8 protein-coding genes are annotated in these 16,346 nt (G+C 65.7%); 5 read left to right on the top strand and 3 right to left on the bottom strand.

Translation table 11 applies throughout. The annotated features are described in order from the left end of the window. Positions 1–176 precede the first annotated feature (176 nt). Complete coding sequence (locus V5F77_RS02955; RefSeq protein ID WP_429003833.1) at positions 177–1,994, bottom strand: ABC transporter ATP-binding protein; 1,818 nt, start codon at positions 1,992–1,994, stop codon at positions 177–179. Between the two features lie 437 nt (positions 1,995–2,431). Between V5F77_RS02955 and V5F77_RS02950 the strand changes: the two genes are divergently transcribed. Both V5F77_RS02950 and V5F77_RS02945 read left to right on the top strand, forming a co-directional pair. Continuing rightward, positions 2,432–2,683 (top strand): zinc-finger domain-containing protein, encoded by a 252-nt coding sequence (locus V5F77_RS02950; RefSeq protein ID WP_429003832.1) that lies wholly within the window; start codon positions 2,432–2,434, stop codon positions 2,681–2,683. 6 nt (positions 2,684–2,689) lie between these two features. Further along, positions 2,690–3,853: an FAD-dependent monooxygenase gene (locus V5F77_RS02945; RefSeq protein WP_429003831.1), complete on the top strand. Its 1,164-nt coding sequence runs from the start codon at positions 2,690–2,692 to the stop codon at positions 3,851–3,853. Here V5F77_RS02945 and treZ read toward each other — a convergent pair. Further along, entirely contained in the window at positions 3,841–5,679 is a 1,839-nt protein-coding gene (gene treZ / locus V5F77_RS02940) for a malto-oligosyltrehalose trehalohydrolase (protein ID WP_429003830.1), read from the bottom strand. The genes V5F77_RS02945 and treZ overlap by 13 nt on opposite strands. Before the next feature lie 204 nt (positions 5,680–5,883). Here treZ and V5F77_RS02935 point away from each other — a divergent pair, with 204 nt between their 5' ends. Next, on the top strand, positions 5,884–7,749 hold the full coding sequence (locus V5F77_RS02935) for an ABC-F family ATP-binding cassette domain-containing protein (protein WP_429003829.1): 1,866 nt from the start codon (positions 5,884–5,886) through the stop codon (positions 7,747–7,749). A gap of 35 nt (positions 7,750–7,784) precedes the next feature. On the opposite strand, the gene V5F77_RS02930 is transcribed toward V5F77_RS02935, so the two are convergent. Beyond that, entirely contained in the window at positions 7,785–9,440 is a 1,656-nt protein-coding gene (locus V5F77_RS02930) for an alpha-amylase family glycosyl hydrolase (RefSeq protein ID WP_429003828.1), read from the bottom strand. A gap of 285 nt (positions 9,441–9,725) precedes the next feature. Between V5F77_RS02930 and V5F77_RS02925 the strand changes: the two genes are divergently transcribed. Further along, on the top strand, positions 9,726–13,004 hold the full coding sequence (locus V5F77_RS02925) for an alpha-1,4-glucan--maltose-1-phosphate maltosyltransferase (protein WP_429003827.1): 3,279 nt from the start codon (positions 9,726–9,728) through the stop codon (positions 13,002–13,004). After that, positions 13,005–16,313, top strand: a complete 3,309-nt coding sequence (gene treS, locus V5F77_RS02920) for a maltose alpha-D-glucosyltransferase (RefSeq protein ID WP_429003826.1) — start codon at positions 13,005–13,007, stop codon at positions 16,311–16,313. Positions 16,314–16,346: the final 33 nt, after the last annotated feature.

Raw genomic sequence — 16,346 nt, 5'->3', positions numbered from 1 at the left:
CCACCCGCGATCCACCGCCCTGTCCCCCGCTTTCATGCGAGATGACCTTACGGCAGATAAGCAGCATATGGGGATCTGTTTGTGGCTTTGTCAGGGGGCGGCGCATCGGCCGTCCCCTTATTTTTATCTCGGCGCGCGGGGGCACCGTTCGCGCGCAAGGGCCGCCTGCATCGCGCTCAGGCGGCGAGCCCCTTCACAAGATCGAGAGCCTGACGCTCGAACAGGCGCCGATACAGGCCGTTTTCGCGCGCAACCAAGGCGTCATGGTCGCCCTCCTCCACGATGCGCCCCTTGTCGAACACCAGCAGGCGATCAAGCGAGCGCACGGTGGAGAGCCGGTGCGCGATGACCAGCGTGGTCCGCCCGATCATCAACCGCTCCATGGCCTCCTGGATCAGCGCCTCAGATTCCGAATCAAGGCTGGAGGTCGCCTCGTCCAGGATCAGGATGGGCGCATCGGCCAGAAACGCACGGGCAATCGCGATCCGTTGGCGTTCGCCGCCCGAGAGCTTCACTCCCCGCTCGCCCACCAGCGTGCCGTAACCGCGTGGCATCCGCTCGATGAAGCCACTGGCATTTGCAAGCGATGCCGCCCTTTCAATCTCGGCGCGCGTGGCGTCGGGCCGACCATAGGCGATGTTCTCCGCAAGCGAACGATGAAACAGGATTGGCTCCTGCGCCACCACCGCGATGGACCGCCGCAGCGCCCCCTGCTGCACCTCGCGCACGTCCTGCCCGTCCACCAGCACCCGCCCGCCGGTCACATCGTGCAGCCGCTGGATCAGCTTGACGAAGGTGGTCTTGCCGGATCCGGAATGGCCGACCAGCCCCACCCGCTCGCCGGCATCGATGGTGAGCGAGAGATCGTCGTACAACGGCTTTTCGTGGCCTGCGTAATGGAAGCGCACATGCTCGAAGGCGATCGCGCCCCGCTCCACCCGCGCCGGCACGGCATCAAGCTTGTCGGCGATGGCAAGCGGCGTCTTGTGCAGCTCCACCAGTTCCTCCATCTCGTTGACCGAGCGCTGAAGATTGTGCACGTGCATGCCGACCTCGCGCAGATAGCCGTGCACCACGAACTCCGTGGTGAGCACATAGGCGACGTCGCCCGGGCTCGCCTGCCCCTGCCACCACAGCATCAGGGCGGTGCCGATGATGCCGGTCTGCAGGGCGAGCAGCGCCACCAATTGGGCTGTCCCGCTCCAGGTGGCCGCGCGCCAGGTGCGACGGGTCCGCACATTCCATTTGTTCAGCACGCCGGCGAGGCGCGCGTCCTCGCGAGCCTCCGTGCCGAAGCCCTTGACCACGGCATTGCAGCTCACCGCATCTGCCAGCGTGCCACCCACCTTGGTGTCCCAGGCGTTTGAAAGCCGGGCCGCCGGAGCGACATAGGCCGTGGAGAGCAGCAGCGTCATGGCCACATACAACACGGCGCCGGCACCCACGAGCAGGCCCATGACCGGCCAATACAGGCCAAGAACCAGCGCCGATCCCGCCAGCACCACAAGCGAGGGCAGCAACGCCATTACGATCGTGTCGTTCAGCAAATCAAGTGACCACATGCCCCGCGAGATCTTCCGCACAGTGGAGCCGGCGAAGGAATTCGCGTGCCAATCGGAGGAGAAGCGCTGCACACGGGCAAAGGCGTCAGAGGCAATCTCGGACATCATGCGCAAGGTCAGCGTGACGATGCCCATGAAGGCGAAATGGCGCACCACCACCGTCACCGCGCCAAGCGCGAGGATGGCGAGAAAGGCCTTCAGTGCCACCTCTCGGGCCAGCAGCCGCGCGCCCTCTCCGCCGGCCTGCGCGGCCGCAAGGCCATCCACCAGCCGGCCGACGAAGATCGGCACCAGGACTTCGCCCAGCGTCGCGACCATCATGCCGGTCATGATCGAGCCAAGCAGCACCGGCCGGCGCCGCCAATGGCCCCAAAGAAAGGCGAAAACCGAGCGGAACGTGTCCGCGCGCTTGTGTGAACCGAAAAGTGACATGGTGATTTCCGGCCGCGCAGGCGCTGGACCGGCCTCGAATGATGATGAAATGGAACAGGCGCGTGGAAGATCGAAGCGCACGAAACGGGCGTCAAAGATCTGGCGGAGCGCATCAGGGCGCGCGTTTTGGGGCGCGCGAACGAACCTAGCGGGACGCGGTCCGGCTGGTCGTTTCAGGGATCGGCGATCGACGGCCGCGCGCGACATACTGCTTCATACTGCGGCCTCCCTGTTCGTGATCGGCACTCTGGTTAAGCTGAAGAAGCGGCATAAAGATGGCAAAAACGGCGCCATGACCTATCGCAAAACGTCATTTGCGGCACCGCCGCATTTTGTACGCACCGCCGCAAAAGGGCGGCCTTTCCGCTTGGAGCGGCGGAAACGAAGCGCTAATGTCGCGCGGATTCCAGCCGGCGACGACACGGACAGGCATAGCCATGGCAGCCCATAGCATCCCCCATTTCTGCAACGATCTCGGCGTGACCGTCGTCGAGGTGGGCGCGAAGGAATTCATGTGCATCGGCGCCAAGCCGCCATTCGACCATCCGCACATCTTCATCGACATGGGCGACGAGACCGAAGCCGTGTGCTCCTATTGCTCCACGCTCTACCGCTACAATCCGGCGCTCCACGCCGACGAGGCCAAGCCCGAGGGCTGCGTGTGGGAGCAGCGGCCGGTTGCCGCCTGATCGCCCATGACATCCCCTGTCGCGCGCAGCGCCATTATCGTCGGTGCGGGAATCGGGGGCTTGGCTTGTGCCATTGCCCTGCGCCGCGAAGGGATCGACGTGCGCGTGCTGGAGCAGGCCGAGGCGCTTGAGGAAGTGGGTGCCGGACTCCAATTGACGCCGAACGCCACCCGCGTGCTGCGCGATCTCGATCTCCTGCCCGCGCTGGAAGCGGTCGCCATCGCCCCCGACGCACTGGAAGTGCGCGACGGCCGCAGCGACGCGGTGATCGCCCATTGCCCCTACGATGCCGCAACCGCCCGGTTCGGTGCCCCCTTCCTTGTGGTCCACAGGGCCGACCTCCATCGCGTGCTCAGCGAGGCCGCATACGCGGCCGGCGCCGAGATCTTGCTCGGCGCGCGCCTGGAAGGCGTCGAAGCTGGAGAGAACGAGGCATCCGCCCTCGCCAACCGGGCCGGAGAGGCGGTGCCGCTGGAAGCTGACATATTGGTCGGCGCAGACGGCATCCGCTCGGCGGTCAGGCCGCAGATCGGGCTTGCGGCGAGCCCCGTGTTTGCCGAGCGCGTCGCCTATCGCTCCACCATTCCCGTGGAGCAGGGTCGCGCGCCCAACGTCGTGCAATTATATCTGGGCGCAGAGGCGCATCTGGTTACATATCCCGTGCGATCGGGCCGCGCCATCAATGTGGTGGCGGTGGTGAAGGAGACCCGGCCGGTCACTCGCTGGAGTGAAGAGGGCGACGCAAGCACCGTCCATGCCGCCTTCTCCGAATGGGCCGAGCCCGTACGCCGCCTTCTGGCCGCTGCGCCTGGGTTCCAATGCTGGGGTCTGTACGATCTCGACCCCCTGCCCCGCTGGGGCTCGGGCCGTGTCACACTGCTGGGCGATGCCGCTCATGCCATGCTGCCGTTCCTCGCGCAGGGTGCGGCCCAGGCGATCGAGGATGCGGCGGCGCTCGCAATCGAATTGCGGCGTGCCACTTCCGTCACCCAGGCTCTGCGCGCCTATGAGGCAGCCCGCCAGCCCCGCACCGCCCGCATCCAGCGCGATGCCCGGACCAACGGCACGGTGTATCACCTCTCCGGCCCCGCGAAGTTCGCCCGCGATGCCGTGCTCCGCCTCACCGGGGACCGGCTGGTCGACCATTACGGCTGGATCTACGGCGCCTGAGGCGCATCTAGGTTCCACCGCACTGACCAAGGGGCGGCTTGGCCCTTCTGAAAGGCCCCCTCGCTCAGGATGGGAGTGCCGGCGGGCGGGAAAAACCCATCCTGCCAGGTGGCGCCGACATTGGCGGCAAGGCAGAGCCGGCGCCCGTCGTCCAACCGCCATTCCACCTCCAGCGCGGCAGGCCCCACGAGGCGCGAGGTCGCCCGCTCGCCGGAAAGATGTGGCAGCAGCGGCCAGATGTGCTCGCGCCGCGCGGCGATGGCGTTGCGATACCAGTGCAGCCAATCCAAATGCTCCGGGCGGTCGCGGTCCGACCATTCGAGCTTCGAGGCGAGGAAGGTGGACTGGGCGACGGGATCGGGAATACGTGCGCGCATGTCGGGATCTTGGAACGCCGGGAAGCGCGCGAATTCGGCGCGCCGGCCGGTCCGCACCGCCTCGGCAAGATCGCCCTCGAAGGCGCAGAAGAACAGGAACGGCTGGGGCGCCGCCCATTCCTCGCCCATGAACAGCATGGGAATCTGCGGGGCCAGCAGATAGATCGCCGCCGCCGCCCGCACCGCCTCGGACGGGGCCAAGGCGGTGATGCGTTCGCCGAACGCGCGATTGCCGATCTGGTCGTGGTTTTGGAGAAATGCGATGAAGGCGGTCGAAAGCAGGTGCGCACTCGGCGCACCGCGCTGCGAGCCGCGATACGGCATGTGCTCGCCCTGGAAGGCGAACCCCTCCGCCAGGCTGCGCGCCAGCTTCCCGGCGTCCCTGGCATAATCGGCATAATAGCCCTGCGACTCGCCGGTGATGGCCGTGTGCAGCACATGATGCAGATCGTCGTTCCATTGCGCAGTGAACTGCGTGGAAGGTTCGCCCTCGAGAAGGCGCGCGTCGTTTTCCTCATTTTCGAGAATGAGATGGATGTGGCGGTCGCCGCCAGCGGCCCTGACGCGCCGCTCCAGCTCGTCCAGGAACGGGTCGGCGCTGTCGTCGAGGATCGCGTGCACGGCATCGAGCCGTAGCCCGTCCATATGGAATTCATCGAGCCAATAGAGCGCATTATGGACCATGAAATCGCGCACCACGGCACTGTTTGGCCCATCGAAATTGAGCCCGGCGCCCCACGGGGTCTGGTGACGGTCGGTGAAGAAGCACGGGGCATAGGCGTGCAGGTAATTCCCGTCCGGGCCGAAATGATTATAGACCACGTCGAGGATCACCATCAGCCCGCGGGCATGGGCGGCGTCGACGAACGCCCGCAGATCCTCCGGCCGGCCGTAGGAACTGTCCGGCGCATAGAGCAGCACCCCGTCGTAACCCCAGTTCCGGGCGCCGGGAAAATCCGCAACCGGCATGATCTCGACGGCGGTGATACCCAGCTCCACCAGGTCGTCGAGCCGCTCCGTCGCCGCCCGAAACGTACCCTCAGAGGTGAACGTGCCGACGTGCAGTTCATACACGATCGCCTCGTGCCAGGGCCGCCCGCGCCAGTCGCTATCTCGCCAGGCATAGCGGGCGGGATCGATCACTTCGCTCGGCCCGTGGACATCCTCCGGCTGGTGGCGTGAGGCGGGGTCCGGCACGAGCAGCCCGTCCTCAAGTTGGAAACGATAGCGCGTACCCGCGCCGGCGGCATCGGTCACGCAGATGTGCCAGCCGTCCGTCATCCGATGCATAGGCAGGACATGCCTCTCGTCGAGCACCAGCAACACCCGCTGCTGGACCGGCGCGAACAGGCGGAACCGAACCGCGCCTGCCTCCAATTGCGCGCCGAACGGCATCGCATGGCCCCGGGGCGCATCGGGGAGGAGATCTGAAGGCACAAAACTGTTCATGCTGGCGATACCCACGAGGAGGTTTGGAAGGACGGTGCGGTATTTGCGTGCGACCTCCACGAGCTTGAACCTTCGCGGCAGTGCGGCGGTTCCGGCCGCCGGACTGCCTCCCCGCGCCCGAACCGGAACCGCGCTGCAGTGCTGTGCAGGTTGGAATGCGCTTTTTCTTGCCCTTCGCCTTCGCGCCTGCGAGAAGGCGGGATCATGATCGTTCTTGACGATATTTCGCTCCGTATCGCGGGGCGCCTTCTCATCGACCACGCCTCGGCGGCCATCCCCGAGAATGCGCGCGTGGGCGTGGTCGGCCGCAACGGCACGGGCAAGACGACCTTGTTCAAAGCCTTGGTGGGCGAGCTGGAGCTGGAAAGCGGCGCGGTGCGCCTGCCCAACCGCACCCGCATCGGTCGCGTCGCGCAGGAGGCACCCTCCGGCCCAGACAGCCTGCTGGAGCGGGTGCTCGCTGCCGACACCGAACGCGCTGACCTTCTGGAGGAAAGCAAGACCGCCACCGACCCGCACCGGATCGCCGAGATCGAAATCCGGCTGGTGGATATCGACGCCCATTCTGCGCCCTCGCGCGCCGCGCGCATCCTGGCCGGCCTCGGCTTCGACGAGAGCGCGCAGGCTCGCCCCTGCTCGGAATTCTCCGGCGGCTGGCGCATGCGCGTCGCGCTCGCGGCGCTGCTGTTCACCGAGCCGGACCTGCTGCTGCTGGACGAGCCGACCAATTATCTCGATCTGGAAGGCACGCTGTGGCTTCAGGATTATCTCGCGAATTATCCGCGCACGGTCATCCTCATCAGCCATGACCGCGACCTGCTCGACACCAGCGTCGATCACATCCTGCATTTCTTCAACGGCAAGCTCACCCTCTATCGCGGCGGCTTCACCGCCTTCGACCGCCAGCGGCGCGAGCGGCTGCTGCTGGACCAGAAGGCCCGCAAGAAGCAGGAGGGTCAGCGCGCCCATATGGAAGCCTTCGTGGCGCGCTTCCGCGCCAAGGCCTCCAAGGCCAAGCAGGCGCAGTCGCGCATGAAGGCGCTGGCCAAGATGGAGCCGCTCGCCGCTGAAGTGGGCGAGACCCAGGCCGCCATCTCCATCCGCCATCCCGAGAAGCTGCTCTCCCCGCCGATCGTCGTGCTGGACCGGGTTGAGGTCGGCTATGTCGAGAACAAGCCGATCCTGCGCAATCTCGACCTGCGCATCGACGAGGACGACCGCATCGCTTTGCTCGGACCCAACGGCAACGGCAAGTCCACCTTTGCCAAGCTGCTGGCGGACCGCCTCGCCCCGCAGAAGGGCAATGTGGTGCGCGCGGACAAGCTGGAGGTGGCCTATCTCGCGCAGCACCAGCTTGACGAACTGATCCCCGGCGACAGCGCCGCCCAGCATGTGCGCAAGCTGATGCCGGACGCGCCCGAGGCGAAGGTGCGCGCGCGCGCGGCCGAGATGGGGTTTTCCGGTGCCGCGGCGGACACCAAGGTGTCGTCCCTCTCGGGCGGCGAGAAGGCGCGTCTGCTGCTTGGCCTTGCGGCCTTCAACGGCCCGCACATGCTGATTCTCGACGAGCCGACCAACCATTTGGACATCCAGGCGCGCGAGGCGCTCATCAACGCCATCAACGATTTTCCCGGCGCCGTGATCCTGGTCTCGCATGACCGGCATCTGCTGGAAGCCTGCGCGGAGCGACTGTGGGTGGTCGGCGGCGGCACGGTGAAGCCCTATGATGGCGATCTCGACCAGTATCGCCGCGAGGTGCTCAGCAAATCCAACGGGCGCATGACCGGCGATGGCAAGAAGGAACGCATCGCGGGGGCGGACGACGATGGCGAGGAACTCGCTCCCCTGCGCAAGCGCCTGAAGGATGCCGAAGCCCAGGTGGCCAAGTTGGAAAAGGACATTGCGGCCGTGGACAAGCGGCTGGCCGATCCCAAGATCGAGAAGTTCCCCAACGATGCCGCCCGCCTGAACAAGACCCGTGGCGATTTGGTTGAAGCTCTGGCGAGGGCCGAAGAGGATTGGATCGAAGTCAGCGCCGAACTGGAAACGATGGCCCCGGCGGCGCAATAGCCGCCCCGGCGACTTTCTTCGGGGTTCCGGGCGCCTCAGCGCGGCAACATCACCCCGGCCTCCATCGCGACCATCACCCCCTCGTTGGCCCGCAACGTGATCTCGCCGGAAACGTGCTCGTTCTCGCGGTCACAGAACGTGGACAGAAGCAGCGTACCCGAGACGCCCGGCAAGGTGGCGGCGAGGGGATCGGCGCCGAGATTGAGCGCCACCATCACCTGCCCCTTCCCCTCCAGCGCGCGCGCATACAAAAGCAGATCGCCTTCGGCCGCCAGAGCGCGATAGGCACCCAGCATCAATTCCTCCCGGCTCCGCCGCAGGGCCAGCAGGCGCTGGTGGAGGGTCAGCATCGAATGGGCATGGCCGCGCTGGGCGGCCACGTTCACCTCGGTAAAATCCGCCGCCACAGGCAGCCAGGGATCGACCTTGGAAAAGCCGGCATGGGGGCCTGAATCCCATTGCATGGGCGTGCGCACGCCATCTCGGCCGAGGCCGAGGCCGGGCACGTTCTTCTCATAGGGATCCTGTATCCGCTCGGGCGGAACGGGGACGTTCGCCATCCCGATTTCATCGCCGTAATAGAGCGTCGGCGTGCCGCGCAGCGTCAGCAGCAGCATCGCCGCGACCCGTGCCTGATCGGGACCGACACGGCTCGCGATGCGGGGGCGGTCGTGATTACCCAACACCCAGTTGGGCCAGCCCCCGGCGGGCAATGCAGCCTCATACGCGGTAATGAGCCGGTCCAGCGCCCGTGCGTTCCACTGCGTATCGAGCAGCGCGAAATTGAACGGCAGGTGCACGCCCGTGAGGTCAGCGCCGTAATAGGCCACCAAGCGCTCGACGGGCAGATAGATCTCGCCGATCAGCAACCGGTCAGGAAACTCATCCACCACGGCGCGCAGGCCGGCGATCACCTCATGCACCTCTAAAAGATCGGTCGTGTGCACCGGCAGCAGACGCGCATAGGGATTCATCCCCTCCGCAAAGGCGGGATTTTCCGGATTGTCACGGAAATCGGCATCTTTCAGCAGGTGCCAGATGACGTCGACGCGGAAGCCGTCGACCCCGCGCCGCATCCAGGTGCGCATCACCTCGTGAACCGCTTCCACGACCTCGGGATTGCGCCAGTTGAGGTCCGGCTGCCGATCAAGGAAGGCGTGGTAGTAATATTGCCCCGTGGCCGAATCCAAGGCCCAGGCGCTGCCGCCGAATTCCGAGAGCCAGTTTGTCGGCGGGCCACCGTCCGCCGCCGGATCGCGCCAGATGTACCAGTCGCGTCTGGGATTGTCGCGAGACGCCCGCGCTTCCCGAAACCAGGGGTGTTCGTCCGAGGTGTGGTTGGGCACAAGGTCCAGCAGCAGCTTCATCCCGCGCGCATGGACCCCCTCCACCAGCCTGTCGAAATCCTCAAGCGTCCCGAACAGCGGGTCGATGCCGACATAATCGGCCACGTCATAGCCGAAGTCCGCCATGGGCGAGGGAAAGATGGGCGAGAGCCAGATGCCGTCGATGCCGAGTTCGGCGAGATAATCCAGGCGCGAGAGCAGCCCCGGCAGGTCGCCGACGCCGTCTGCGTTGCCGTCCTGGAACGAGCGGGGATAGACCTGATAGATGACGGCGCGCTGCCACCAGGGTGCGTTGCGCTGGCTCGCCCCGGCTTTCGTCGCCGCGTCCCCGATCACCGCGTCCATGGATGCTTTCTCCCGCTGGGTCGCCCGGGAAGTTGAACCGACTGCCGCGACCGCGGCATGACACCCCTCGGACGGCCCATCTGTCCTGCACAACGGAGGCGATCCGCGCCAGTTCCCGTATGGTGCGTGCGGCCGCTCCCGCCAAGTCTGCGCTATTTCGCCCGTTCGAAGCGGGGGATAGGGGGAACCTCGATTGCTCTCCCGCGTTTGCGTCAAGGAAGGGCTCAGCCGGTGCCATGCCGGCGGGAGACCTGTTCCCGTCCTCCCGCCGCAGTGACGAGCCCCATGCTGATCCTCTCCGAACCGCGTGCAACCTATTCCAGTTCACTCAAGGGCCACCTGCCACCTCGCCTGTATTTCATCGATCCCCTGCCGCTGGCCGATTTCGCGGCCGTCTGCACCCATGCCGCGGGTCTCGGCTTCGATGCCATCGCGCTGGCTTCGCCCTTCGCTGCCGGGCGGGCATCGAACGTCTTCCTCAGTGCCGACCACGACCGGTTGAACGCCCGCTTCGCCTATGAGGGCGACGCGCTCGATGGCATTTCAGCGCTCGCCGACCACGCCCGCCAAAGCGGCCTGGACCTGTTCCTCGATCTGGTGGTCGACCGCATGGCTCGCGATGGACTTCTGCCCGCCATGGAGCCGTCCTGGTTCGTCCCGCAAGATCCCGGCCCGGATGCACCCGATCCGCGCCGGCCACCGGCACGCGAGGGGGCCCTGGTGAATTTTGCCGACCGCTCGGTGGCCTCTGCGGTGGGCGCCTATTTCGCCGATTTGGTGGCCGCGTTGGTTGATGCCGGCATCGCGGGCTTCCGCTGCGATACCCCCCAGCGCGTTCCCGCCGAGGTTTGGCACACGATCATCGCCGCCGGTCGCGCAGTGAGCGACGACGCCCAGTTTCATGCCTGGACCCCCGGCCTGACACGGTCGGAGATCGAGGCGTTGCTGCCGGCCGGCTTCGACGGCGGGTTTTGCTCGCTGGCCTGGTGGGATTTCCGTAAGCCCTGGCTTGCGGAAGAAATGGCGGTGCTCCAGCGCCTCGGTAGCATCATCGCCTTTCCCGAGGCGCCGTTCGCACCCCGCCTGGTGGCCGAGCCGGGTGCGACAGCCCTCGACCTTGCCCATCGCCGCGCTTTGGAAGCGGCGGCAGCGCTAGGCGACGGGCTTTTGATGCCTGCCGGGTTCGAATATGGCGCGCGTGATCCGCTCGACCCGGGCCAATCGGTCCCCACCGATCTCTCGTTCGCGCATGAACATGCGTTGTTCGACTTGTCCGAAGCGATCATCGCCGCCAACGGCAGGCTCGCACGCCCCGTAGAGGCTAGGTCGCCCTGGCGCCTCATCTCCCCGCCCGGCGCCCCAGTCGCCGCGCTGCTGCGCGAGACGGCGCATGGCGACGGCGCCGAATTGGTACTGGCCAATGCGCGTCTCGACCGGCCCGCGCAGGTTGCGGGTGGAATGGTGATGCCCCACACCGACGGCTTCGCCGTGTTCGACGCACCCGATGGGACGCCCTTCGACACCTCCACTGTCCTGTCGCTGTCGCCCGGAGCGGTGACGTGCCTGACCGCCCTCCGGCCTCAGCCCGTGCTACTCGAGGACCTGGGGCGCCGGGGCGCCCTCACAGCCGCGCGCGCCCAACGCCTCGCCATCGAGAACGTCCTTCCGGCGGTGGATGGCGGGGCCTTTCCGGTGCGCCGCATGGTCGGGGAAAGCATCACCGTGACGGCAGACGTGGTGACGGACGGTCACGACTGGATCGCCGTGGCGCTGCTCTGGCGCCCGGCCGATGATCCGGTCTGGCGCGAGGTGCGCATGGCGCCCCTCGGCAACGACCGGTTCGCCGCCGCCTTTCCCCTGGAGCGGCTCGGCCGCCACCTCTTCACCATCGAGGCGTGGCGCGATCCCTATGCGAGCTACCATCATGAGCTTTCCGTCAAGGTGAAGGCGGGCCTGGACGTACATCTGGAACTGCAGGAAGGCCTGGCGCTGGTGGCCGCCGCCTCAGCTACGGGCGCGGCCGGCGGGCGCATCGCGGATCTCAAGCGGCGCCTCGCCGAGGGTGGCCCGGACGCGATCCGCGACCTGCTGCTTTCGGAGGAGACCCAGGAGATCCTGACGGCGAGCGAGGTGCGCCCCTTCGCGGTACGCCATCCCGTGAATCTGCCGGTGGACGCAGAGCGCGAGCGGGCCGCGTTCGCGAGCTGGTACGAGATCTTTCCCCGGTCCACATCGGGAGATCCAACGCGTCACGGCACCTTCGACGATGTGATCGCGGACCTTCCGCGCATCCGCGACATGGGCTTCGACGTGCTCTACTTCCCGCCGATCCACCCGATCGGCGCAAAAAACCGCAAGGGGCGCGACAATACCCTGACCCCCGCCCCCGAAGACCCCGGCAGCCCCTATGCCATTGGCTCAAAGGACGGCGGCCATGAAGCCGTGCATCCCCACCTGGGAACGCTGGACGATTTTCGCCGCATGCTCGCGGCCGCGAAGGATCACGGGCTGGAGATTGCGCTCGACTTCGCCATTCAATGCGCCCCGGATCATCCCTGGCTCTTGGAACACCCCGGCTGGTTCGACTGGCGCCCCGACGGCACCATCAAATATGCCGAGAACCCGCCGAAAAAGTACGAAGACATCGTCAACGTGGACTTCTACGCCAAGGATGCGATCCCCGACCTTTGGCTGGCGCTACGCGACGTGGTGCTGCACTGGATTGACCAGGGGGTGCGCCTGTTCCGGGTCGACAATCCCCACACCAAGCCGTTCCCGTTCTGGGAATGGCTGATCGCCGACGTGCGCGCCCGCCACCCCGACGCGGTCTTCCTAGCAGAAGCCTTCACTCGGCCGAAGATCATGCACCGCCTGGCGAAGATTGGCTTTTCCCAGTCCTATACCTATTTTACATGGCGGAACACGAAGGCCGAGCTGGTCCAATATATGACAAATCTTGCAGCTCCGCCTGTAAGCGATTTTTATCGCCCCCATTTCTTCGTCAATACGCCTGATATCAACCCTTATTATCTCCAGACCTCGGGCCGCTCCGGCTTCCTCGCCCGTGCGGCCCTTGCCGCCACCCTCTCCGGGCTCTGGGGCATGTTCTCCGGCTTCGAGCTGTGCGAAGCGGACCCGGTGCCGGGCAAGGAGGAGTATCGCTCTTCCGACAAGTACGAAATTCGCGCCCGAAATTACGGCGTAGAGGGCAATATCAGTGCCGAAATCACACGCTTGAACCGCATTCGTCGGGAAAATCCGGCGTTGCGGACCCATCGCGACATCCTTTTCCTCAATGCCTGGAATGACCACGTGCTGGCCTTTGCCAAGATGACGCCGGATCGCGACAACCTCTTGGTTGTCCTCATTAATCTCGACCCCCACGCGGCCCAGGCCTGCGATTTCGAGATCCCGTTGTGGGAACTCGGCCGGGGCGACGACGCCACCGTGCATGTTGAAGATCTGATGCACGATCAAGCGTTTGAGTGGACCGGCAAGGTCCAGCACCAGCATCTTGACCCGGCGCTGCCGTTCGCCATCTATCGCCTGTCCGGGGAGGCCTGAATGATCGACCCGGCAAGCGGCGGCAATCCTTATTGGTATAAGGACGCCGTGATCTATCAGGTTCACGTCAAGTCATTCTTCGATGCCAATAACGATGGGATTGGCGATTTTCCCGGCCTGCTGTCGAAACTCGATTATATCGCAGACCTCGGCGTCGACACGATCTGGATACTTCCATTCTATCCCTCGCCGCGCCGCGACGACGGATATGATATTTCCCTTTATGAAGGGGTTTCGCCCGATTACGGGACCATGGAGGATGCGCGCCGCTTCATAGAGGCGGCTCATGCCCGCGGCATTCGCATCATCACCGAGTTGGTCATCAATCATACCTCGGACCAGCACCCCTGGTTTCAGGCTGCGCGCACCGCGCCCAAGGGCTCCCCCGAGCGCAATTACTATGTCTGGGCCGACGACGACCAGGGTTATGCCGGAACCCGCATCATCTTCCTCGACACGGAAAAGTCGAATTGGACCTATGATCCGGTCGCCGGCCAGTATTTCTGGCACCGTTTCTATTCCCACCAGCCGGACCTGAACTTCGACAACCCGGAAGTCCTGGAGCGGATCTTGTCCGTCATGCGGTTCTGGCTGGACACCGGGGTCGACGGATTGCGACTCGACGCTGTGCCTTATTTGATCGAGCGGGAAGGCACGTCCAACGAGAATCTGGACGAGACCCACGTCATCCTAAAAAAGATCCGCGCCCATCTCGACGCGCATTACACCGACCGCCTGCTGCTGGCCGAGGCCAATATGTGGCCGGAGGACACCCAGCAATATTTCGGCGCAGACGGGGATGAATGCCACATGGCGTTCCACTTCCCACTCATGCCGCGCATGTACATGGCGATCGCCAAGGAAGACCGCTTCCCCATCACGGATATTCTGCGCCAGACGCCAGCCATCCCAGAAAACTGCCAATGGGCCATCTTCCTGCGCAACCATGATGAATTGACGCTGGAAATGGTCACGGATTCCGAACGCGACTATCTCTGGAGCGTTTATGCCGCCGACCGTCGGGCCCGTCTGAACCTTGGTATTCGGCGTCGCCTCGCGCCGTTGCTGGAGCGCGACCGCAGGCGCATCGAATTGATGAATGCGTTGCTGTTCACCATGCCGGGAACGCCGGTGATCTATTATGGCGACGAGATTGGCATGGGGGACAATATCCATCTCGGCGATCGCGACGGCGTGCGCACGCCCATGCAATGGTCGCCGGACCGCAACGGTGGCTTCTCCCGCGCCGATCCGGAAAGCCTTGTCCTGCCGCCGATCCAGGATCCGCTCTATGGCTATTATGCGCTGAACGTGGAAGCGCAACTGCGCGACCCCCATTCACTGCTCAACTGGACGCGACGGGTGCTGGCCATCCGCAAGCGGCACAGTGCATTCGGCCGCGGCACCTTCCGTCTGTTGTATCCCGGAAATCGCAAGGTTCTGGCTTATCTGCGTGAATACCAAGATGAGACGTTCCTTTGCGTCGCAAATCTCTCGCAGACCTTGCAGGCAGTGGAAGTTGACCTGGTGGAGTTCGAGCATCGCGTGCCGGTGGAGATGGTCGGGGGAACGCCCTTCCCCCCCGTTGGACGCCTGCCCTATCTGCTCACGCTGCCGGCCTACGGATTTTATGCCTTCAATCTCGCAAAGGATGTCGCCGAACCCAGCTGGCACGCGCCCCCACCGGAACAACTGCCCGAATTCGTCACCTTGGTCCTGCGTTCCGGCCTGCCGGAGGTCGCGCGGGACCGTCACAAGGCCCTGCTCGAGAGCGAGGCACTGCCAGCCTATATCGGCCGCCGCCGCTGGTTTGCCTCCAAGAACGAGAAGCTCGGGGCCGTGCGCATCGCCTGGTCCCTGGCGCTGCCGGCCGTCGCCGGCCGCTCCGAACTGCTGCTTGCCGCCATCGATGTCGAGGTGGGCGGGCGCACCGAGCAATATATGATGCCGCTCGCCATCGCGTGGGAGGACCTCCAGCCGGCCCCATTGGTAATCCAGCTCGCGCTGTCCCGCGTGCGCCAGGGCCGCCGGGTGGGGTATCTCACCGATGCGCTGACCCTCGATGCCATGCCCCATGCGGTGGTCGCGGCACTGCGGAGCGAGACCGCCCTGCCGATCCCCGACGGCGGCGACCTGCGCTTCGTCCCCACGGCCCGGCTGGCGGGCCTTGATATTCCCCCCGAGACGCCGGTGCACAGGATCGCTGCGGAACAGTCCAATTCCACGATCATCATTGAAAATCTAGCCGTGCTGAAGGTGGTGCGGCGCACCGTGTTCGGCATCCATCCCGAATCCGAAATGGCGCGTCATCTGACTGAGCAGGACTATGCCAACACGGCGCCTCTTTTGGGCGAGGTGGTGCGCTTCGACGGCGAGAGCCGGCCCGCCGTTGTGGCGCTGCTGCTCGGGCATGTGCGCAATCAGGGCGACGGTTGGACCTGGATGGTGGAGCAACTGCGCCGCGCGCTCGGCGCCACCACCCCGGATGGAGAGGAGAAGGGCGCCGCGTTCGACGAACAGGTCAGCGGCCTCACCCCCTTCATCCGCGCGACCGGGCGGCGGCTGGCGGAATTGCACGCCGTCCTCGCCCGACCGAGCGAAGACCCCGCCTTCTCGCCCGTGGCAGCCGGCGCGGACGACGCTGCGGCCTGGGGTGTGCAGGCGCGTGCCGAAGTCACCCAGGCGCTCGACGTCCTCGCAGCGCAGGAGCCGTTCGAGGATGCAGCCACCGCCGCGCGGGTGCGCGCACTGCTGGCGGTCCGCGAAACGCTTCTGAACAGCGTGGATGCATTGGCGAAAAATGCCACGGGGGCGCTGATGACGCGCATCCACGGCGATTTCCATCTCGGCCAGATCCTGGTGGCGGGTGGCGATGCCTATATCATCGATTTCGAGGGCGAGCCGCGCCGCACCATCGAGGAGCGCCGCGCCAAGACCAGCCCGTGGCGGGATGTGGCGGGGCTGCTGCGGTCTCTGGACTATCTGCGCGCCGCCATCGATTCCACCGCCAGCGACATTCGCGCCTGGGAGACGCCCCAGGAGCGCCAGGCCCTGCTTGAACGCTTCAAGACGCGTGCGGAGCGCGCTTTCCTCGGCGGCTATACCGAGGGCGGGGGCCCCGCCGCCGCCCTCGACCGCCCGTTGCTGGATCTCTTCCTGCTGGAAAAGGCGGCATATGAAGTCGGCTACGAGGCCACCAACCGGCCGGCATGGATCGGTTTTGCCGTGCGGGGCCTGCACGACCTCGCCGTGCGTCTTGCGGGGGCAGCGCAGATCGAGCGCGAGCCGGCTTTGGAGGAGACGACGTGAGCGCCGCTCCGCAGACCGCGCGTTCAGCCCGCG

The organism is Roseixanthobacter psychrophilus (genome assembly GCF_043195195.1).
GTDB lineage: Bacteria > Pseudomonadota > Alphaproteobacteria > Rhizobiales > Xanthobacteraceae > NCEH01.
The sequence above is the reverse complement of the archived record's forward strand: the minus strand, read 5'-3'. Positions and strand labels throughout refer to the sequence as shown.

Bases quoted from the DNA above. Each gene is read 5' to 3' on its own strand.
- V5F77_RS02945 (WP_429003831.1), top strand. From the start codon at position 2,690: ATGACATCCCCTGTCGCGCGCAGCGCCATTATCGTCGGTGCGGGAATC.
- V5F77_RS02935 (WP_429003829.1), top strand. From the start codon at position 5,884: ATGATCGTTCTTGACGATATTTCGCTCCGTATCGCGGGGCGCCTTCTC.
- V5F77_RS02955 (WP_429003833.1), bottom strand. From the start codon at position 1,994: ATGTCACTTTTCGGTTCACACAAGCGCGCGGACACGTTCCGCTCGGTT.
- treS (WP_429003826.1), top strand. From the start codon at position 13,005: ATGATCGACCCGGCAAGCGGCGGCAATCCTTATTGGTATAAGGACGCC.
- V5F77_RS02930 (WP_429003828.1), bottom strand. From the start codon at position 9,440: ATGGACGCGGTGATCGGGGACGCGGCGACGAAAGCCGGGGCGAGCCAG.
- V5F77_RS02950 (WP_429003832.1), top strand. From the start codon at position 2,432: ATGGCAGCCCATAGCATCCCCCATTTCTGCAACGATCTCGGCGTGACC.
- V5F77_RS02925 (WP_429003827.1), top strand. From the start codon at position 9,726: ATGCTGATCCTCTCCGAACCGCGTGCAACCTATTCCAGTTCACTCAAG.
- treZ (WP_429003830.1), bottom strand. From the start codon at position 5,679: ATGAACAGTTTTGTGCCTTCAGATCTCCTCCCCGATGCGCCCCGGGGC.